Source organism: Salinigranum marinum (assembly GCF_024228675.1).
Classification (GTDB): domain Archaea; phylum Halobacteriota; class Halobacteria; order Halobacteriales; family Haloferacaceae; genus Salinigranum; species Salinigranum marinum.
On sequence record NZ_CP100461.1, the window covers coordinates 2,218,668 to 2,237,393 of the forward strand.

Here is an 18,726-nt window from a genome sequence, read left to right on the forward strand (position 1 = left end):
ACCGTCACGCCGTTAAGCGTGCGTAATGGCGAAGTGTGACGAGTGCGGCAAACACGAGAACTTGCCGTACCAGTGTCGGCGCTGCGGGCAGACGTTCTGCGGCGAACACCGCCTCCCGGAGAACCACAGCTGTCCCGGGTTGAACGAGTGGGATGACCCCGCGGGCGTCTTCGAGAGCGACTTCGACGACTCGGTCGACAAGCGGGGCGGAGGGTCGAAAGGCGTGCTCGACCGGCTCACGTCGATGGGCGGTCCGCTGGGGTACTTCCGCGGGAACATGAGCTACCTCTTTCTCGGGCTGATGTGGATCACGTTCGCGCTGCAGTTCTTCGTCTTTCCGCTCTTCGGCTTCGGTCCTCGCTCTGCAGTCTGGCAGGCCGTGTTCGTCCTCAGCCCCGACCACATCGTGTACGTCTGGACCTGGTTCACCTCGATCTTCGCCCACGGCGGCTTCACTCACATCGCGTTCAACAGCATCGCGCTGTACTTCTTCGGGCCGGTCGTCGAGCGGTACATCGACACCAAGCGGTTCACCGGGCTCTTCTTCGGCGCGGGGGTGCTCGCCGGGCTCGCACAGGTCGGGACGACGCTCCTCACCACGGGACCGTTCGGCCCCGGCGTGGTCGGCGCGTCGGGCGCGATCATGGGCGTTCTCGGGGTGCTCACGGTACTGAACCCGAACCTGAAGGTGTACCTGTACTTCATCATCCCCATGCCGCTGTGGGTGCTGACGTTCGGCTTCGCGGCGTTCAGCCTCGTCGCCGGCTTCGGCGACTTCGGTGGTGCCGGGGCGCTCGGTGGCAACGTCGCTCACTTCGCTCACCTCGTCGGCCTCCTGGTCGGCCTCGCGTACGGCGGTCGCGTGAAGGGATCGGTCGGCGTCCCGCAGTCGCTCCAGTTCGGCGGGGGGCGGGGCGGGCCAGGCGGCCCCGGTCGCGGGCGCTTCTGAACCGATGGAGCCCCGTTTTCCGCGCTATCTCCCGGACCCCGCCGCCTCGCGCGCGGAGATGGAATCCCTCCAGCGCGCCGTCGCGGACGCGGCCTCGTTCACCGACGAGTTCGCCTTCGACCCCGAGGGAGTCTGCGGCGACCGCAAGCAGACCACGCTCGATCTCGACCGCTCGTCGCGCGCGGACGGCCCCGTCGTCGCCGGGATCGACCAGGCGTTCCTCGACGACGCGGCGGTCAGCGCGGTCGTCTGCCTCCAAGACGGAGAGGTGATCGAACGCGTCCACGCGGTCTCGGCGCTCTCGATCCCGTACATCCCGGGCCTGCTGTCGTTCCGCGAGGGCGGACCCATCGTCGACGCGCTCGCCGAACTCGACACCGACCCCGATCTGCTCTTCTTCGACGGGAGCGGCCGCATCCACTACCGGGAGGCCGGTCTCGCCACCCACATGGGCGTCGTCTTCGACCGACCGAGCGTCGGCATCGCGAAGTCCCTGTTGTGTGGACGACCGCGTGAGTCCGTCGACGGCCGGCCCGAAGGGTGGCGGACGCCGATCCTCTCGAACGCCGACGTGGACACGCCCGACGGCCGCGTCATCGGCTACGCCGTCCAGTCGCGGCAGTACGAGTCGAGTCGGACGATCAATCCACTGTACGTCAGCCCCGGCCACCGGGTCGCCGCCGGGACGGCCGCAGACCTCGTCTCGTCGTGCTGTGCCGGCTACAAACTCCCCGAGCCGACCCGCCTCGCGGACGCGTACGCGGACGAAGTGAAAGCCGATTACGAGTGAACGCCGACTCCGAGTGAACGCCGATTACGAGTGAGGCGGCGAGCGGGGCGAACCGAGCGGGTCGGGCGAGACGGCCGGACTCGCGTTCGATCCGCCCGGATCGGTGGCACTTAACTGTCCGCGTTCCGACGTACCGCCGTGCATCCAAAGACGGTTCTCATCACCGGTTGCTCGTCCGGGATCGGTCGCGCCACCGCCCTCGCCTTCCTCGACGAGGAGTGGGAGGTGTACGCCACGGCTCGCAACCCGGCGGACATCGAGACGCTGGGCGACCGCGGCTGCGACATCTCCACGCTCGACGTCACCGACGACGAGGACGTCGAGCGCGTCGTCTCCCGGATCGTCGACGAGCACGGCCGCATCGACTGTCTCGTCAACAACGCCGGCTACGCCCAGTTCGGCCCCGTCGAGGACGTTCCTGTCGACCGGGTCCACGACCAGTTCGACGTCAACGTCTACGGTCCCCACCGCCTGACACGAGCCGTGCTCCCGCACATGCGCGAGCAGGAGGAGGGGACGATCGTCAACGTCTCCAGCGTCGCCGGCCGCCTCGCCATCCCCGGCGGTGGCGTCTACTGCGCCTCGAAGTTCGCCCTCGAAGCGATGAGCGACGCGCTCCGCGTCGAAGTCGACGACAAGGGGGTCGACGTCGTCCTGATCGAACCGGGGCCGGTCGACACCCAGTTCGACCAGCGCGCCGCCGACGAAGTCGACGGCGAACTCGACCGCTCGGAGGCGTACGACTCGTTCTACAAGGCGTTCGACGACAGCCAGGCCGTCAGCGGGGGCGGGTTCTGGGAGGAGACCCCCGAACGGGTCGCCGAGGATATCGTCAACGCGGCGTCGGCGACGAAGCCCGCCGCCCGGTACCCCGTCGGGACCGTCGCCCGCGTGGGCGTGCTGGCACGGTTCGTCCCCGACTCGCTCCGCGACAAGGCGTTCGGCCTGGTTCGAAAGCTCTCCTGAACGCCCAAACGACTAGGTTGCCGACGCCTCATCCGCGGTCGGACCCCACCGACGGGTACCGCAGTCGACGCGCGTCGGGTGCCGACTACGTCCCCTGTCGTCGGCAGTCGCGTGCGATCGGTCCGCTCGCTTCCGACCGAATTGTCCGCTTGACCCGCACCTGAAGACGCGGGTATGCGCTCGCACTATGTATCAGGCGGCAGTCCCTCTCGGGTCTCGGACACACGAAAAACATGTATCCGGCGGTCAAGCCCCGGGGAATTCTCCTCGACAGCCTGTAAAGAACTCGATCTGCGATGGGCTGGTTCCTCCGTGACACGGCAGGTATCGCGATGGTGCTCGCGATCACGTTTGCAGCCGCGAGAGCCGTCGAAGGAATCGCTCAGGGGTTGATCGCATCGGCAGACGTGGTCGTCGCGTTGCTCTGGATCGGCAATTTCGTTCTCCGTGGCGACACGGACGCTATGCGAACACCAGAAACGAATAGTTGACTGCCGATCCGGAGGTCGTTGCCGACAGGTCCCTCGGTCGATCAATGGGACCTGCGTGCCGAGTTCGCGCGCCGTGTTCAGCGCAGTCCCTCGAACGCGTCCCGGACGGAAGTCGCTCTGCGCGTCGCTCACCGCAGACAGGCCGCGACGACTCTGAGAGCCGCCTCGCCCTGCACCTCGTCGGCCAGCAGGGGGACACGTTTGACGTCGTGTCCCCGGAAGAGCTCCATCGCCTCCGACAGCGCCCCCTGCTGGACCTTCCAGCGGCGCTGACAGAACTCACAGTGCTCCAGGTCGGGCGAGACGACCCACCCGGCGTCGACGTCGCTCGTGACGTCGGCCAGATTCTCCATCACCTGGTTCACAACCACCGTCTGCACGGGGATTCCGAACTCGTCCAGCCGTCTGACGAGTCGCTCGGATTCGAGGACGCTCATCTTCTCGGGCACCATCACCACGCGGAAATCCGTGCGGGCGGGGTCCCGGAGCACCTCGCGGAGCCGCTCGATTCGCTCGGCGAGGTCCTCCAGTTCGGCCATCGGCCGCTCCGCGTCCGACCCGCCGCCGAACATCCCCTTGATGCCGTCCATCAGCCCGGAGAACTGCTCGCGCATCCGCAGCAGGCGGCCGACCATCGAGTCCATCACCTCGGGGAGTTCGAGCAGGCGGAGCGTGTGGCCCGTCGGTGCCGTGTCGACGACGACGCGGTCGAACCGCGGGTCGTCGAGATACTCCAACAGCTGTTGCATCGCCGCCGCCTCGTCCGCGCCGGGCATCGGCCCGCTCAGCGGGGAGTCCCCCCCGAGGAGGTCGCCGAGGCCGCCCATCCCCATCGGGCCGCCGTCGCCACCCGCAAACGGGTTCCCCGTCGCGTCCGCTCCGGTGAAGGGGTTGTCCTCGGCGTCGGCGCTGGCATCGTCGGTAAAGGGGTTCTCGTCGCTCCCGGAGACGCCGCCCGGGCCGGCGGTCGCACCCGTCGGGCCCGTCCCGTCGTCGGGGCCGAAGCCAGGGTCGAACTCGCCGCCGGCGAACGGTCCCGCCGCGACGCTGTCGGGGTCGATCTCGGCGGCGTACAGCGGCACGTCGTCGCGGACCCGCGTCGGCTGTGCCGGGATGGCCACCTCGAGCGTGTCCGACAGCGAGTGGGCCGGGTCGGTCGAGACGACGAGCGTGGCCGTTCCCGCGGCCGCGGAGGCGAGCGCCGTCGCGGCGGCCATCGTCGTCTTGCCGACGCCGCCCTTGCCGCCGTAGAGGACGTACTCGGGCGCGTCGACCCCGACGGGCAGGTCGGCGTCGGCGTCCTCGATCGAGTCGGTCTCTACGTCGATCGACTCGCCGTCCGCGTCGTGCCCGTGCGCCTCGTCGCCCGCGTCGCCCTCGTCGGCGGCGTCGACGGAGTCGACCGGTTCGACGTCGATGTTCGTCATACGCGCTCTCTGCCGTCGAGCCTTGTGTACCCGTCGGTCCCGCGGAGGCTCACGCGAAGTACGCCGCCAGTCGCTCGGCGGCCTCCTCGGCGCGCGGCGTACAGAGCGCGAAGCGGATCCACTCGTCGCGAGCCTCCCCGAAGGCCTCGCCGGGCATCCCCGCGACGCCGCCGTCGTCGATGAGCGCCTTCACGTTCTCCATCGTCCCGGGGAAGCCGTCGAAGCGCGCGAGCACGTAGAACGCCCCCTCGGGCCGGGAGTAGTCGGCCCCGGCGGCGTCGAGGGCGTCACAGAACGCGTCGATCCGGGTCCGGAGCGTGTCGCGGACGTTCTCGTGGTACGCCGGGCCGGTGGCTTCGAGCGCGCTGAGGACGGCCGCCTGCGAGGGCCGACTCCCGGTCACGTTGACGAGCATGTGCCGGGTCTTGGCTTTCTCGGCCAGCGGCTCGGGAAACACCGAGTAGCCGACCCGAAAGCCCGTGATCCCGAACGTCTTCGAGTACGAGGAGGTGACCACTCGGTTCGGGGAGTCGACCGTGAGCGCGGACTCGAACCGCCCCGAGAAGTCGAAGTGGTCGTACACCTCGTCGACGAGGAAGAGCGCGTCGTGGGCTTCGGCGAGGCCGGCGAGTTCCTCGATCGTCTCGCGGGGGTACACCGCCCCCGTGGGGTTGTTCGGTGTGTTGACCACGATGCAGGCCGTCTCGTCGGTGATCGCCGCGCGCATCGCGTCCATGTCGAGGTGGCCGTCCTCGTGGACGGGGACCGTGGTGGCCGTGCCGCCGAGCATCTGCGCCTTGCCGGGGTAGTAGGGGTAGACGGGATCGGTGAGAACGAACTCGTCGCCCGCGTCGCGCTCCATCGCCCGGGCCATCGCGAGGTAGTTCGCCTCGCCGCCGCCGTTGGTGACGATCACGCGCGCGGGGTCGACGTCGCGCCGGGCGGCGATCTCCTCGCGGAGGTCGCGGAGCCCGTCGCTCGGCGGGTACTGGAACGCTTCGGTGGGAGCGTCGGCGTACTCGTGCAACCCGTCGCGGAGGGCCGCCGGCGGGTCCCAGTCGGGGTTGCCGCTCACCATGTCGACGACGTCTCGGTCCGCCCGGTGGGCGTACTGGATGACGTGGAAGAACAGGGGCTCGTCGTAGTCCATACCCCCCGATAGCAACCGAGGGTGTTGGTGTTTTCGTCCTCGCGCCGCGGGCGACACACCGAGACGACGACCGACCCTTCGTGGGTCAGTCCGCCGAACAGTCCGTGACGGTGTTTCGCACGACGTTGTCAGTCGAATCCGCGTCGATCCGGAACTCCTCACCCACGTCACACAGCCGGGTCCGCACGATCCGGTTCCGGTCCGCGTCGGTGAGTTGGACGCCGACCTCGTAGTCGGTGATCCGGTTCCGGACGAGCGTGTTGCGGTCGGCCGACGTGAGCGCGATCCCCGTCTGCTCGTCGGCTTCGATCCGGTTGCCCCGCAGGGAGTTTCGGTCGGCGTCCGAGAGTTCGATCCCGACGCCGTTGCCGAGGACGTCGTTGTCCTGGAGTTCGTTTCGCTCGGAGTCGCGAACGGTGACGCCGGTCGTGCTCACCTCACCGTTGATCGTGTTGTCGACGAGGCGGTTGCGGTTCGAGTTGACGAGAAGGACGTTCTCGTCTTCGGTGTCGGTCTCGTTGCCCGATAGCGTGTTCCCGTTGGAGTCACGGAGCGTGATCGTCTCCACGCCCACGAGCGTGCTGTCGAGGACGCGGTTGTTGTCGGATCGCTCCAGGGTGAGCGCGCTCCCCTCCCTGGTTTTCGTGTTGTTGCGGAGGACGTTCCGGTTGGCGTCGGTGAGCGTGAAACCGTCCTCGCCGACGGTGCTGTCGACGACCCGGCAGCCGTCGACCGACTCGAGGGTGACCCCGCTGCCGACGAAGTCGATCGGCCCGCCGATGTTCCGGACGGTCACGCGGTCGGCGAGAACCGTCGTGCGGTTGACGCGGTTGCCGTCGGCGTCCAGCCGGACGTTGCTGGCGGTGATCTCCACGCAGTCGGTGTCCGCGTCCAGCGTGTACCGTCCGGACTGGTCGAAGACGAGACAGTCGCTCGAGGAGGAGGACTGCCCGCGCGCCGGGCGGACTCCCGCCAGCGCCAACCCGGCGACACCGACGGCACGAATCGCCTGCCGCCGGGTCCGTGTCGGCCGTGTCGACTCCGCTCCGGCGGCCCGTTCCGTTGGGCCGATCGAAGCGTCGGAGTTGGTGTGGTCCATGACCGCACGGACGCGGACCGGACGGATTGTTATCATAACGTTATGGCCAGCTTGCTGTGCGGCTAAGTCATGTCAACTCTCGAGATAGTCTGGCAACCGCAGATCGGTCGGGGTCGGAGCGGCGCGCGGCCGCTGGCTAGGAACCGCGTACCGACAGTCGCTTCCATCGAAGCGCGAACGCAGGTCGAGGCGACCGCGCGGCCGGTCGGGACGAAACGCTTGAGTCCCCCGCGGGGACACGAACAGTCGTGAACAAGAAGGGCCACGTGCTGAACGCGGTACTGCTCGGGGTCGGACTGGGCGTTATCCTCACCGTCGACCCGACGACGCGAGCCACGACCGACGTCGTCGTCGACGGCCTCGCCCGCGTGGTCGAACTGTCGGTGCCCGTGACCCTCGGCGCGCTCTTTCCGGATGTCGATACGGCCTTCGGTAAGCACCGCAAAACCCTCCACAACCTGCCCGTGCTCGGGGTCTTTCTCCTCTTCCCCGTGTTCTTCGGCAACCTCCAGTTCGTCTGGATCGGGATCGCCACGCACTACCTCCTCGACGTGGTTGGGAGCCGCCGCGGGATCGCGCTGTTTTACCCCCTCTCGAAGACGGAGTACAACCTGCCGACCGGCGTGACGACGAGCCACAGACACGCCGACGCGGTCACCGTCGTCATCACCGTCGTCGAACTCGGCGTCCTCGGCGGGATCCACTACCTCGCGTTCCCGCTCGACGCGGGCGTCTCCGGCCTCCAGGAGACCGTGATGGCCTCGCTCGCGTCGCTCGCGCTTCTGGTCTGACCCCGGCCGGGCCTCGGCTCACGCTCGCGTCGGCCCCGACGCCCGCCGGGTCAGTAGACGGCCACGTCGTCGAACCGGCCGCGGTAGGCGATGTGACGGGGGTGTGTCGGCTCCATCCCCGACAGCAGGAGTCGGTCGAGCTTCCCCCAGGTGTTCTCGTAGCCCAGATGTGAGAACTCGACCAGACCGCGGAGTCGGTGGTTCGGACCGGACCGGCGCATCACGCGTCGCGGACGGCCCTCACGCAGGGCGCGGACGAGCGCCGTCTCGTCGTCGATCACGCCGTCGAACGCCGTCCACGCCTCGCCGACCGTCGCGTGCAGGTGGGCGTACGACGAGCCGAAGCCGGGGAGGCCCGTCTCGCGGACGATCCGTCCCATCGCCCGGTTCTGCCACGGCAGGCACTTCGCGTTGTAGCGTTCGAGGGCGCAGATCGCGTCGCGGTTGGCCCGGACGTCCGCGGCGTCGAGGCTCACGTTCAGGAGTTCGGGATGCGGGACGAGGAGGGCCGCACCCTGGCGTCTGCACTCGTCGATCGCGCCGTCGAAGCTGATGAAGTCGGGGACGGGATCGGTGAGCCCCACCGCGAGGACGTGCTTGCGGTCGCGCCACGACCCGGTGAACAGTTCACGGCCGGGGACGACGAGCAGGTCGTCGTCGGTGAACGACCGCGCGCGGGCGCGGATGTCGCCCAGTCGGGTGAAGTGGGGCGCGTAGACGAGGACGTCGAGGCCGCGGGCTTTCGCCCGCTCGACGACGCGGTCGTCGAGGATCTTCACGTGCATGTCGACCCGTGTCTCGCTCCCGTCCGCGTGCGCCTCGCGCGTCACGACAGCCCCGTGGGACAGTCGGCAGTTAGTGGTTGCTATTCGGGGCCGAACTCCGTGACGGCGACTGCCCGCTCGTCGTCACGAGAGCCGGGTCACGCCGGGAGCACGCAGCCCGACCGTGGCCGCGAAACCGTTTTCACCGCCGGCCGTAACGTCCAGTGTATGTCCGCCTGGCAGTGCGCCATCCGCGGCTGTGGTGCGCAGTTCCCCGACGCCGAAGCGACGATCCGCCACCAGGCCACGGCACACGACACCCACACGTGTCGGATCTGCGACGCGGACGTCCCGGAGGGTTACTTCGCGATCCGCCACGCGCTCGACGAACACAGCCGCGCGGAGTACGTCCGCGCGTACGAGTTCGACGCCGACGCCGTCCGCGAGCGCGAGTGGGTGAAGACAGTGGTCGAATCCGCAGTCGACGTCGACGACCTGGCCGAACAGTTGGCCGACGACGAGGGCTGAGCCGGGCGTCGACCCCGGTGCGTCGGTCTGCGGTGAACGCATTCGGCCCTCCACGGGTCGCGTCGGTCACGCCGACGCCGGGCGGTCGACGACGGGCCAAACGGACGCCCCGTCGGTGGATGACTCTGAAGGTCGGAGACGACACACGGTGCGAAACGTGGACCGGACCGAGGAACTACCGTTCTTCGCTGTCGAGCACGCGGATCTGGTCCCCGCGGACCGTCACCGGGATCGGGACGGTGGCCTCGTACAGTTCGACGGTGACCTGATCCTTGCCCTCGTCGATCCGCTGGACGCGTGCCTTCTCGCCCTTGAACGGGCCGGAGACGAGTTCAACGATGTCGCCCTCGGCGATCCCCTCGACGTCGGGCGTCGGCGAGAGGAAGTGCTCCACCTCGGCCATCGACGATTGTCCGACACTGCCCCCGGAACCGACGAGGCCGCGGGCGTGCGGGATCTCCTCCAGCACGCGCTCGATGACCGCGTTGTTGTCGGCCTCGACCATCACGTACGAGGTCAACGAGTCCGGCGCGAGGACGGCGTGGATCTCCCGCTCTTCACGGTTGGCGATCATGTCCGCGACCGTTCGCTCCTGGCTCGCGGTGGTCTTGACGGCGAAGATCGGCATCGCTACACGCCCCCGGGAAGGAAGCTCATGATCGCGAAGATGAGAAAGCCGAGGAGCCCGACGAGGAAGATGCCGGCCCCGGCGATCTTCGAGATCTGGGAGAACTCTCCCCAGGAGGGCGTCGACGCGAGCTTCAACACCCGAACGTAGCTGTTGAGATCGTACTTGACGTCCATGGTCTGTTGCCAGCGCTAGGGTGGCGGGCTTTTTCTATCTATTGATGCGCGCGGCGGTCGGGCCGAACCGCCGGAGCAGGACGAACCGAATATCCGATCGAAGCGAACGTCTCGATTCGAGACGCATATCGTTAGTTACTCACACGGCTCCCGGTGACTGTCCCGTGGCAACGCAAGACAGCGGCCGGGCGGTTTCCATCGCGTCTTTCCCCCGAGGCGAGACCGGTGATGGACCCCCCGGGTCATTCCCTCCCCCACTCGGTTAGCAGATCGGAATGAGGCGCGGTCCGCTCAACGAAACACCCCTTTCCCCCCTTGTGACTCTGGTCACGGCCGGGGCCTCACTCCACATCACTCCAAGTCTTATGAGTAGATATACATTACTAGATTCACAATTAATACGTTGTAACAAACGGTGTATACCGGGTTGACGCTGTTTGTTCAACAGATGAAAGGTAATGAAGATACGACTGTACTGACGAAGTAACACGCTAGACCAACGGCTGTGATGATTGGCGACGATGTCTGGACTAGTAATCTCGAGCCCCGAGTTCGGTTGGTTCGTCGGTCGTCCGCGCGAGATCTGTCGTATTCGTCGTGATTGTCTCGGTGTGGGTCACTCAAATGCGTGCTTGACCGTATCGAACGCATTTATCCGTGTAGCTGGTAGGCGCTCGTATGGAACGCCGGTTCGTTCTGACTGTTTTAGCGACGGCGATTCTCCCCGCTGCTGGGTGTCTCGAAGCGCCGGTACGTGACGGTGGGTCGTCCACCTGTGCCGGAACTGACGACCTCTCTCTGGAGGCGGAAACCGACGAGTTCGTGGTCGATACCGGAGACGATACTGTCGAAACCCTTACTTTCACACTCCGGAACCGAGCCTCGTGTTCGGTGACTGTCGCTCCCAGCGGTTGGCGGATCGAAGGCGAGGGGGCGAACGGAGAAACCGTCGCACGTGGAGACGGGAGTTCCAGCGAACGAACACTCGACACCGGTGAGACGCACCGGTGGTCGTTGAGCCTCACTCCGCACCCGACGCCGTACACAGAAGAAACGACGTACGTCGTGGCAGACCTCGAGGAGGGAACCTACGAGTTCGTCGTTACCTGCTCTCTCACGGGGCAGAATCGGGTGACACGGAAGGCCGGTTTCGGGGTCGTGAAACGGACGAGTACTCGACAGTAGCGGTCGCTCAGGTCCACCAAGCACTCGTGGGGGAATCGAATTCGGGCGTCACAGGCCAGCCCGTTCTCACCGTAGAAGCCGGGGCCGAACACGAACCGCGGGAGAACGACATCGGCCTCGTCCAGCGCCGCGGTGACAGCCGGGTGGTCACGTATCCGAAGCTCCTCACGGTGCCAGACGACGGCTCCCGACACCTCGCCGTCCACGAACCGCTCCGCCGTCTTGCTATCGCCCCCACGCACTCTCGTGGTGAGGGGACTGTCGTCGGAACCGGCGGGTCCGGCTGGCCGTCGGTCACGGAACAGTCTGCCCCGTCGAACAGCAAAAGTCGTCGCATCCGGACAACGCCGTGCGGAGCTTCGAGTGCGGGAGCCGCTCCCTCGGATCACGGTCGCGGTTGGTCGGGCCGATCGATGGATCGACCCGCTATCCGTACTCCCTGCGGAGACGATGGCTGCGCGTTGAATATGGTCGCGTCCGCAGCACGCCCGTCGAAACGTCGGAGTGTCGGCCTCGAAGAAACGACGGGATGGATCGAGTGTCGCGCTACTCGACGAAGTCGATGTCGTCCGCGGCGTCGACCTGCGGCTGGACGTCGCTCCGGCCGTAGATCTGCGGCGAGTCCACACCGGTGACGACGATCATCGTCCGCATCGAGCCGTCGAGCTCCTCGTCGATCGAGGTGCCCCAGATGATGCGCGCCTCGGGGTCGATCCGCTCGTAGATCTCCTCGACGACGCCCTCGGCCTCCTCGATGGACATATCGGAGCCGCCGGTGACGTTGACCAGGGCGGAGTTCGCTCCGGAGATGTCCACGTCCAAGAGTGGCGAGCGGAGCGCGCTCTTGACCGAGTCCTGGGCCTTCTGTTCCGAGTCGGACTCGCCGAGGCCGATCATCGCAACGCCCCCGCGCTCCATCACGGTCTTCACGTCGGCGAAGTCGAGGTTGACGAGCCCGGGTTTCGTGATGAGCTCCGTGATGCCCTTCACCGAGCGCATCAACACCTCGTCGCTGACTTTGAACGCCTGCTTGACGGGGAGCTTCCCGACCGCGTCCAGCAGCCGGTCGTTCGGGACGACGATGACGGTGTCGGCCACGTCGCGGAGCCGCTCTAACCCCGCTTCGGCGTTCGTCCGTCGTACTTCGCCTTCGGCGGTGAAGGGCGTGGTAACGATGGCGATGGTGAGCGCGCCGGCCTCGCGGGCGGCTTTCGCGACGACCGGGGCCGAGCCGGTTCCCGTGCCGCCGCCGAGTCCGGCGGTGACGAACACCATGTCCGACCCCTGGATCGAGTCGTGGATGTCCTCCTGGGACTCCAGCGCCGCCTCCTCACCCACCTGCGGCAGTGACCCGGCACCGCGCCCCTGGGTCTTCTGCTCGCCGATCAGGATCTTGGTGTCGGCCTCGACGTTCACCAGGTGTTGGACGTCCGTGTTGGCGGCGACGAGTTTCGCGCCCTTGATCCCCTCCTCGGCCATCCGGTTGACCGTGTTCCCGCCGGCACCGCCGCAGCCGACGACCGTGATGTTCGTCTGCAGGTCCCGGAGAACGTCCTGCAGTTCCTCGTCCGTCATCGTTCCCGTCGGTCCAGTCGAAGAAGACGGTCCGTCGACGTCGTGTGTCGTCCCATCCTCCATCCCTTCGGCCTCATCGATTGCGTTGTCGACGATGGAGTCCATACGTTATGCACCCCTGTTCCGGACGGAGCCTCATTACCTTTCCCCTGATGTCATACGCCCGTCTGACGCGCTCTCTGGCGATTAAGCGGAGCTTATACCCGGAAGTTGACAGTCCGCTCGCGGTGGACCGCGTCGGGGTCGATCCGGCGACCACCGACTTCGACGGGGTCGCCCGCGGCCAGTCGACCGAACGCCGGGCCGGCCTCCACGCCGAGGGTGGCCGCGGCCTCGGGGTCGAACGCCGATTCCCGCGCGACGACGGAATCACCGTCACGGACGACCTCGTCGTACCGCCCGCGAAGGACGTCACAGAGCGCCTCGACGAGGCGGTCGTACGCGGCCGTCGTTTTGCCCTCCCGCTCCGCACGTTCGGCCCCCCCGTCGGCGGCCCGCGGGAACGCCGCCCTGCCGGCGGGGCGGCGACCGTTCTCGTCGGTGTGGTAGCCGACCGTGTGGGCGGCGACGGCCGCCCGGGTGGCCGCCTGGTCGATCCCGAGCGCCTCGTCGAGGAGACCGGCCGGGAGGTCGACGACGGTGAACGCGACACCGCAGGATCCGTCGCCGTCACTGTCGTCTGGCGTGGACCCGTCGTCGACGCCGACCTGCGCGTGGTCGCCGAACCGAACCCCGTCGTCGACCGAGCCGAGGGCGTCCTCGACGCGCGAGACGAGCGTCCGGGGAACTCCCTCGGTCGCCCGGAGGAACGTCTCGCTCACGACGCGAAAGCCCTCCTCCCGGACGACGTCGACGAGCGAGGGGCGGTCGCCGTCGACCACCGCGAGGTCGGCGGCGCTCGCCTCGAACGCCCCCCGGACGACCTCGGGGTGCTCCCGGGGGTGTCCCATCGCGTCCAGTGGCCAGTCGGCACCGACGTGGCCGACGGCCCAGTCGGTCTCGCGGACGATGCGCTCGAACCGGGGGGCGTAGTGGCCGCCGCCGAAGCCGACGACGTGGCGCGTCCGGTCGCCGTCGGTCCGGTCGGCGGGGACGCCCGACAGATCGAGGACCGCCCGGGCGACGGCGCGTGCCCCATTGGGGTCGTCCCACTCCTCGTCGCTCGAACCGAGTTCGACGAACATCGAGGGGACACCGATCCGAGATGGGCCGTGGTGGGTACACTCGATGCCGACGTCGTAGCCGTCGGGCGCGTGCCGGTCGAGCGCGGCGACGACGGCCTGCTGCGCCCGCGGACAGGCCCGTGCCAACTCGCCGTCCGATCCACCGTACTCCGCGGGCCCGAAGTTGCCGGTGAAGTGAGCGGACAGGAGCGGGCCGGTCTCGCCGGAGTGTCGCGAGAGGAAGAGCAGGAGCGACGGCTCAGTAAAGGCGTCGGCCGCGTCGTCGAGGCGGAGATGCAACTCGTCGAAGGTTCGGAGTTCGAAGCCGGGTCGGCGGTAGTACGTCCCGCCGCCCGCCTCCGCTGGCCTGTCCTCGTCCACGTGCTCGTCCCACGAGACGAGCTCCAGGGCGTGCTCGCCGATGTGTTCTGAGGCGCGGTCGGCGCGGCTGACGACGAGAGCGATCACGGTTCGGGTGAAGATGGTGGCGGGCAAAAACGCGTCGGCTCGGGCGGGGAGCCACGAGTAGCCGGCCGGTACTTGCTCGGGAGCGGACGGACTCCTGTCGGTCACGACCGGATCGATCGCGGACGATCCCGCGATCGACCGGCCCCCAGTGACAACAGCCCGTCTCAGTCCTCGGATTCGAGCGTCTCGGGCGCGACGTCGCCGGTCGACTGGAGTTCGACGCGCTGGCGTGCGTTCCGAACCAGCGAGACGACGTCGGACCAGCGGAGCGCGATGAGGACGAACGCGAGGACGATGTACAGCACGGTGAACGCGTGGAGCGCGAAGAGGTTGTCGACGACCACCGGCCCCAGGACGGGGAGCGTCACGGTGGGCGCGACCCCGAGGACGGAGTAGACCAGCTGGGCGCTGAACAGGCCCAGAAGCGCCAGCGCCTCGCGGACGGAGATGGAGAACGTGACGAGGATCGCGAGCGCGAAGAACGACTGTGCGGCCGTGAGCCAGATCTCGGCCGACTGGTGGGTGTCGAGCGGGAGCGCGCCGTAGTAGCCGAGCGAGAGGCTGTAGACGAGCACGAGCGTCCCGATGAGGAGCGTCCACTGGTTGAGCTTCGAGGAGATGAGCGCGTTGAACCCCGCCGTCGACCGGGCCTTGTTCACGAGCACCGCGACGACGATGAGTTCGGGCGACTCCGAGGCGAGCGGCGCGACCCACTGGATCATCAAGAAGGGCGGGATGCCGACCTGCGTGCCGAGTTCCTCCAAGCCGTGGGCGAACGGTTCGACCGCGAGCAGAATGACCGCGCCGGAGAACAAGAAGAGACCGACGGCGGTGGCGATCCGTCGGGCTTTTACCTGATTCTGGAGGTACGCCGGCACGCCGACCTGTTCGGTCTCCTCGTGGGGGGAGTGGAGCGCGACGTAGATGTACACGACGTAGAGCCCCACGAGAACGAGCATGTCGACCGCACCGATCCCACCGCCGAGCGGGACGAAGAAGGCGAAGACGGTCGCGGCGAGGAGGAAGAAGATCTCGAGGGCGACCGAGCGATCGAGGTTGACGCGGTCCGCGAGGAAGCCCCCGCGCTTCTCCACCGCCTGGTCGCCGGTCGTGTGGACGCGGGCGATGGTGAACAGCGCGATGGCCGACCAGCCGATGCCGATGAGGATGCGGTTCGCGCCGGTCATGTTGGCGACGGCGAGGCTGGCGGCCTCCTGCGAGGCGGGCGACCCGGGGTCGATGCCGGCCTCCCAGGCGTACAGCGCGTCGACGGCGTACTCGGGGGCGACCGCGAGGACGGCGAGGATGGCGAGGGCGAACGCGCGCGGGACGTCCTCCTCGGCGGTTTCGGCCCCCCACGCCAGGAGGAACGACGCCCCGAGGACGGCGACGCCGCTCAGCCCGACAGTGTGGACGGTCGAGAGGGGAACGCCGAAAAGCGTGTGCAACCCGAGCCAGGGAAACGTGAGCAGGGCGGCGAGCCCCACGGCCACGAGCGGGTGGCGGAGTCGCGGGTTCATCGTCTCAATGAGGCTCTGGGGGAGAGTTACGCCTTTCGCATCGGACCGCTCGCCGCTCAGACGAGCAGACCGACGAAGACGACGTACCCCCCGAGAAGCAGCGTGCCGTCGAGGCGGGAGACGTCGCGGCGGTGGAGCATGAGGACGACCCCGGCGAGCGTGAAGACGACGAGCGCCGGGAGGTCGACGGTCACGACCTCTCGGGGGACGGCGACGGGGACGAACAGGGCCAACACGCCGAGCACCGCGAGGACGTTGTAGATGTTCGACCCGACGACGTTCGCGACGCTGACGGTCCCCTCGTCGCGGCGGGCGCTCACCACCGAGGTGGCGAGTTCGGGCAGAGAGGTACCGAGCGCGAGCACCGTGAGGCCGATGACGCGCGACGGGATCCCGAAGCCGGCGAGCAGTCCGGTCCCCCCTTCGATGAGGGCGCGCGCGCCGGCGAGCAGGAAGAGGAGGCCGCCGCCGACCAAGAGGAGATCCCGAGCGGTCACCTCTCGGGTGGCGTTGCCGCGTCCCGAGGAGCGGAGCAGCAGCGTGCCCGTGAACACGACGAGCGCCACGAGGAGGACGGCCCCGTCGAACGCCGAGATGCGGCCGTCGATCGCGAGGACGACGAGCAGGCCGGTCGCGCCGAGCATGAACGGGACGTGTCGCCGGAGCACCTCGCCGTCGACATCGAACGGGCGGACCAGGGCGGCGACACCGAGGACGAGGCCGATGTTGGCGATGTTCGACCCGACGACCGCGCCGAGGCCGAGGGCGCTGGCGTAGCCCGCCCCGGCGAGGACGGCGACGAACAGTTCGGGCGTGGTCGTGGCGAACGCGACGACGGTGACGCCGACGACCGCCGCCCGGAGGCCGACACCGAGCGCGAGGCGAGTGGCACCGCGGACGAGCGCCTCGGCACCGAGGTAGAGACACAGGACCCCGACGAGGACGAGTGCGGCGTGCCACGCCGTGGAGGGGAGCATACGTCACGTACTCGGGCGGCAAACAAAACCTCCCCGTGAGACGGACCGACACACGCGGGTAACGCACGCTTTTTGTACGCCGCCCGACACCGCCGACCCATGAGTATGCAGGTGTTCGGGCTCGTCGGCAACCCCGTCGGCCACTCGCTGTCGCCGCCGATGCACGAGGCCGCCTACGAGGCGCTCGGGATCGACGCGCGCTACGTCACGTTCGAACCCGACGAGGAGGCGATCGAGCGGGCGATCGACGGCGCGGCCGCCCTCGGGGTCAGCGGGCTGAACGTCACGATCCCGTTCAAGCGACGCGTGTTCGACTGCGTCAACCCGGACCCGCTGGCGGCGCGCATCGGCGCGGTCAACACCGTGGACTTCTCGACGACGCCCCCGAGCGGGTACAACACGGACGCCGCGGGCGTGACGCGGTCGTTCGCCCACCACGACGTCGCGCTCGGCGGCCGCGACGCCGTCGTGGTCGGCGCGGGCGGGGCAGGACGGGCGGTCGCGTTCGCCCTCGCGGACGCGGGCTGTGCGGTCCACGTCGCCAACCGGACGGTCGAACGCGCCGAGGAACTCGCCGCGGCAGTGGGTGGGGCGACCGCGGGCGGCCTCGCCTCGCTCGACCGGGTGGCCGAGGCGGACGTCGTGGTCAACGCGACGAGCGTCGGCATGGACGAGGACGCCTCGCCGGTTCCCGCCGAACACCTCCACGGCGACCTCGCGGTCCTCGACGCGGTGTACAGCCCGATCGACACCCGCCTCCTACGCGAGGCCCGCGCGGCCGGGGCGACGACGATCGACGGCGCGTGGATGCTCCTGTTCCAGGGCGTCGAAGCGTTCGAGCGGTGGACCGACCACGACGCGCCGATCGACGAGATGAACGCGGCGTTGCGGGCACGCCTGTGACGAAGACCGAACGACGGAGTCCGACTGCCGACGAAGAGTTTTAAATACGAGGGGGCGTAGGGCGAAGCATGACACGGACCTGTGAGGAACGCGCGGTGCTGGACGCCACGGGAGCTGGTGCGTGATGGGCCTGCTCGACACGATCAAGTCGCTGCTCGGGTTCGGCGGCGACGACCGTGGGAGCGGTGACGACGAGGTCGGTGTGACCGTCGAGCGGGACACGCGCGAGGCGCGCACGGAGACCGAGTCGGCGGTGAAGATGCCCGCCGACGAGGCCGATGAACCCGACGAAGCCGACGAAGCCGGCGAGGAGGCGGGGGCCGAGAGCGAGCCCGAGCCCGCGGCGTCGGGGACGGACGCGGCCGCCTCCACCGGCTCGATGGTCGACGAACCCGACGAGCCCGGCGAGGCCGCGGAGCCCGCCGAGGCTGTCGGGATCGGCGACGAGGGCGAGACGGAGGTCGACACCGAGCCGCCCGAGACCGACGGGTCGGCCGCTGCCGGGGGGGACGCGGCCGCCTCCACCGGCTCGATGGTCGACGAGAACGTCGCGGACGAGGCCGCAGAGCCCGCCGAAGCCGTCGACGTGGGTGCGGGTGACGAACCGGAAGGGGATGCGGACGACGAACCGGAGGCGGACGAGGCCGGGGAACCGGACGACGCGGCCGTGGACGAGCCGCACGACGACGAGCCGGCAGGCGACGACGCGGAGGACGCGGTCGAAGTCGAGCCCGAGGACGAGGACGCCGAATCCGAATCCGAATCCGCGTCCGAGGCCGACGCCGACGAGTCCGAGGCCGACGCCGACGGGTCCGAGGCCGACGGGTCCGAAAGCGAGACAGACGAGCCCGGTCCTGAGGCCGCCGAGGAGGCAGAGACAGCGACCGAGGCCGAAGGCGAAGGCGAAGGGGACTCGCCCGAAGTGCTGAAAGGGATCGGCCCGGCGTACGCGAGCCGGCTCGCCGACACCGGGATCGAGACGGTCGCGGAGTTGGCGGCCGCCGACGTCGACGAAGTGGCCGACGCCATCGACGTCTCGGCGAAGCGGGTCTCACGCTGGGTCGACCGCGCCAAGGAGCACTGACCGGTCCCCACACGTTCGTCGCCCGAGCGTCGACCCCCGAAGCCTCCCGCAACCGACGCGCTGCTCTGTAACTCGCGAGAGTCGGAAGGTCG

The 18,726-nt window shown here is 68.6% G+C and carries 18 protein-coding genes; 7 read left to right on the top strand and 11 right to left on the bottom strand.

Annotated elements, in window-relative coordinates:
* Positions 1-25 precede the first annotated feature (25 nt).
* The 3 genes from NKJ07_RS10980 to NKJ07_RS10990 all read left to right on the top strand — a co-directional run bounded on the left by NKJ07_RS10980 (position 26) and on the right by NKJ07_RS10990 (position 2,705).
* A complete protein-coding gene (locus NKJ07_RS10980) occupies positions 26-949 on the top strand; it encodes a rhomboid family intramembrane serine protease (protein WP_318566868.1) in 924 nt (307 codons plus the stop codon).
* Positions 950-953: 4 nt separating this feature from the next.
* Positions 954-1,739, top strand: coding sequence for an endonuclease V (locus NKJ07_RS10985; protein WP_318566869.1), 786 nt, complete (start codon positions 954-956; stop codon positions 1,737-1,739).
* A gap of 138 nt (positions 1,740-1,877) precedes the next feature.
* The gene (locus NKJ07_RS10990; protein WP_318566870.1) at positions 1,878-2,705 is read left to right on the top strand and encodes an SDR family oxidoreductase; all 828 of its coding nucleotides are present in this window, start codon (positions 1,878-1,880) and stop codon (positions 2,703-2,705) included.
* A gap of 619 nt (positions 2,706-3,324) precedes the next feature.
* Here NKJ07_RS10990 and NKJ07_RS10995 read toward each other — a convergent pair.
* From NKJ07_RS10995 to NKJ07_RS11005, 3 genes are all read right to left on the bottom strand, one after another.
* Positions 3,325-4,623, bottom strand: a complete 1,299-nt coding sequence (locus tag NKJ07_RS10995; RefSeq protein ID WP_318566871.1) for an ArsA family ATPase — start codon at positions 4,621-4,623, stop codon at positions 3,325-3,327.
* Between the two features lie 49 nt (positions 4,624-4,672).
* The gene (locus NKJ07_RS11000) at positions 4,673-5,773 is read right to left on the bottom strand and encodes a pyridoxal phosphate-dependent aminotransferase (protein WP_318566872.1); all 1,101 of its coding nucleotides are present in this window, start codon (positions 5,771-5,773) and stop codon (positions 4,673-4,675) included.
* 85 nt (positions 5,774-5,858) lie between these two features.
* Positions 5,859-6,908, bottom strand: a complete 1,050-nt coding sequence (locus NKJ07_RS11005) for a right-handed parallel beta-helix repeat-containing protein (protein ID WP_318566873.1) — start codon at positions 6,906-6,908, stop codon at positions 5,859-5,861.
* A gap of 212 nt (positions 6,909-7,120) precedes the next feature.
* Here NKJ07_RS11005 and NKJ07_RS11010 point away from each other — a divergent pair, with 212 nt between their 5' ends.
* Positions 7,121-7,663 carry a metal-dependent hydrolase gene (locus NKJ07_RS11010; protein ID WP_318566874.1) on the top strand — a complete coding sequence of 181 codons (543 nt, stop codon included), beginning with the start codon at positions 7,121-7,123 and terminating at the stop codon, positions 7,661-7,663.
* Between the two features lie 50 nt (positions 7,664-7,713).
* On the opposite strand, the gene NKJ07_RS11015 is transcribed toward NKJ07_RS11010, so the two are convergent.
* The gene (locus tag NKJ07_RS11015) at positions 7,714-8,448 is read right to left on the bottom strand and encodes a PHP-associated domain-containing protein (RefSeq protein ID WP_318570447.1); all 735 of its coding nucleotides are present in this window, start codon (positions 8,446-8,448) and stop codon (positions 7,714-7,716) included.
* 207 nt (positions 8,449-8,655) lie between these two features.
* Between NKJ07_RS11015 and NKJ07_RS11020 the strand changes: the two genes are divergently transcribed.
* Positions 8,656-8,955 (top strand): DUF7565 family protein, encoded by a 300-nt coding sequence (locus tag NKJ07_RS11020; protein ID WP_318566875.1) that lies wholly within the window; start codon positions 8,656-8,658, stop codon positions 8,953-8,955.
* A 175-nt stretch (positions 8,956-9,130) separates the two neighbouring features.
* Here NKJ07_RS11020 and NKJ07_RS11025 read toward each other — a convergent pair whose 3' ends face one another.
* From NKJ07_RS11025 to NKJ07_RS11055, 7 genes are all read right to left on the bottom strand, one after another.
* Positions 9,131-9,583 (bottom strand): transcription elongation factor Spt5, encoded by a 453-nt coding sequence (locus NKJ07_RS11025; RefSeq protein WP_318566876.1) that lies wholly within the window; start codon positions 9,581-9,583, stop codon positions 9,131-9,133.
* Positions 9,584-9,585: 2 nt separating this feature from the next.
* The gene (locus tag NKJ07_RS11030) at positions 9,586-9,759 is read right to left on the bottom strand and encodes a protein translocase SEC61 complex subunit gamma (protein ID WP_318566877.1); all 174 of its coding nucleotides are present in this window, start codon (positions 9,757-9,759) and stop codon (positions 9,586-9,588) included.
* Between the two features lie 1,088 nt (positions 9,760-10,847).
* Positions 10,848-11,150: a deoxyribodipyrimidine photo-lyase gene (locus tag NKJ07_RS11035; RefSeq protein ID WP_318566878.1), complete on the bottom strand. Its 303-nt coding sequence runs from the start codon at positions 11,148-11,150 to the stop codon at positions 10,848-10,850.
* Positions 11,151-11,490: 340 nt separating this feature from the next.
* The gene (gene ftsZ, locus NKJ07_RS11040; protein WP_318566879.1) at positions 11,491-12,624 is read right to left on the bottom strand and encodes a cell division protein FtsZ; all 1,134 of its coding nucleotides are present in this window, start codon (positions 12,622-12,624) and stop codon (positions 11,491-11,493) included.
* Positions 12,625-12,716: 92 nt separating this feature from the next.
* Complete coding sequence (locus NKJ07_RS11045) at positions 12,717-14,150, bottom strand: D-aminoacyl-tRNA deacylase (protein ID WP_318566880.1); 1,434 nt, start codon at positions 14,148-14,150, stop codon at positions 12,717-12,719.
* A 164-nt stretch (positions 14,151-14,314) separates the two neighbouring features.
* The gene (locus NKJ07_RS11050; RefSeq protein ID WP_318566881.1) at positions 14,315-15,670 is read right to left on the bottom strand and encodes a sodium:calcium antiporter; all 1,356 of its coding nucleotides are present in this window, start codon (positions 15,668-15,670) and stop codon (positions 14,315-14,317) included.
* A gap of 56 nt (positions 15,671-15,726) precedes the next feature.
* On the bottom strand, positions 15,727-16,647 hold the full coding sequence (locus tag NKJ07_RS11055; RefSeq protein ID WP_318566882.1) for a calcium/sodium antiporter: 921 nt from the start codon (positions 16,645-16,647) through the stop codon (positions 15,727-15,729).
* Positions 16,648-16,752: 105 nt separating this feature from the next.
* Here NKJ07_RS11055 and NKJ07_RS11060 point away from each other — a divergent pair, with 105 nt between their 5' ends.
* Both NKJ07_RS11060 and NKJ07_RS11065 read left to right on the top strand, forming a co-directional pair.
* Entirely contained in the window at positions 16,753-17,550 is a 798-nt protein-coding gene (locus NKJ07_RS11060) for a shikimate dehydrogenase (protein ID WP_318570448.1), read from the top strand.
* 124 nt (positions 17,551-17,674) lie between these two features.
* Positions 17,675-18,634 carry a helix-hairpin-helix domain-containing protein gene (locus tag NKJ07_RS11065; RefSeq protein ID WP_318566883.1) on the top strand — a complete coding sequence of 320 codons (960 nt, stop codon included), beginning with the start codon at positions 17,675-17,677 and terminating at the stop codon, positions 18,632-18,634.
* The last annotated feature ends 92 nt before the right edge of the window (positions 18,635-18,726 follow it).

Excerpts from the sequence above, each read along its gene's own strand:
- NKJ07_RS10980 (WP_318566868.1), top strand. The coding sequence starts at position 26 with ATGGCGAAGTGTGACGAGTGCGGCAAACACGAGAACTTGCCGTACCAG.
- NKJ07_RS10985 (WP_318566869.1), top strand. The coding sequence starts at position 954 with ATGGAGCCCCGTTTTCCGCGCTATCTCCCGGACCCCGCCGCCTCGCGC.
- NKJ07_RS10995 (WP_318566871.1), bottom strand. The coding sequence starts at position 4,623 with ATGACGAACATCGACGTCGAACCGGTCGACTCCGTCGACGCCGCCGAC.
- NKJ07_RS11000 (WP_318566872.1), bottom strand. The coding sequence starts at position 5,773 with ATGGACTACGACGAGCCCCTGTTCTTCCACGTCATCCAGTACGCCCAC.
- NKJ07_RS11005 (WP_318566873.1), bottom strand. The coding sequence starts at position 6,908 with ATGATAACAATCCGTCCGGTCCGCGTCCGTGCGGTCATGGACCACACC.
- NKJ07_RS11015 (WP_318570447.1), bottom strand. The coding sequence starts at position 8,448 with ATGCACGTGAAGATCCTCGACGACCGCGTCGTCGAGCGGGCGAAAGCC.
- NKJ07_RS11020 (WP_318566875.1), top strand. The coding sequence starts at position 8,656 with ATGTCCGCCTGGCAGTGCGCCATCCGCGGCTGTGGTGCGCAGTTCCCC.
- NKJ07_RS11025 (WP_318566876.1), bottom strand. The coding sequence starts at position 9,583 with ATGCCGATCTTCGCCGTCAAGACCACCGCGAGCCAGGAGCGAACGGTC.
- NKJ07_RS11030 (WP_318566877.1), bottom strand. The coding sequence starts at position 9,759 with ATGGACGTCAAGTACGATCTCAACAGCTACGTTCGGGTGTTGAAGCTC.
- ftsZ (WP_318566879.1), bottom strand. The coding sequence starts at position 12,624 with ATGGACTCCATCGTCGACAACGCAATCGATGAGGCCGAAGGGATGGAG.
- NKJ07_RS11050 (WP_318566881.1), bottom strand. The coding sequence starts at position 15,670 with ATGAACCCGCGACTCCGCCACCCGCTCGTGGCCGTGGGGCTCGCCGCC.
- NKJ07_RS11055 (WP_318566882.1), bottom strand. The coding sequence starts at position 16,647 with ATGCTCCCCTCCACGGCGTGGCACGCCGCACTCGTCCTCGTCGGGGTC.
- NKJ07_RS11060 (WP_318570448.1), top strand. The coding sequence starts at position 16,753 with ATGCAGGTGTTCGGGCTCGTCGGCAACCCCGTCGGCCACTCGCTGTCG.
- NKJ07_RS11065 (WP_318566883.1), top strand. The coding sequence starts at position 17,675 with ATGGGCCTGCTCGACACGATCAAGTCGCTGCTCGGGTTCGGCGGCGAC.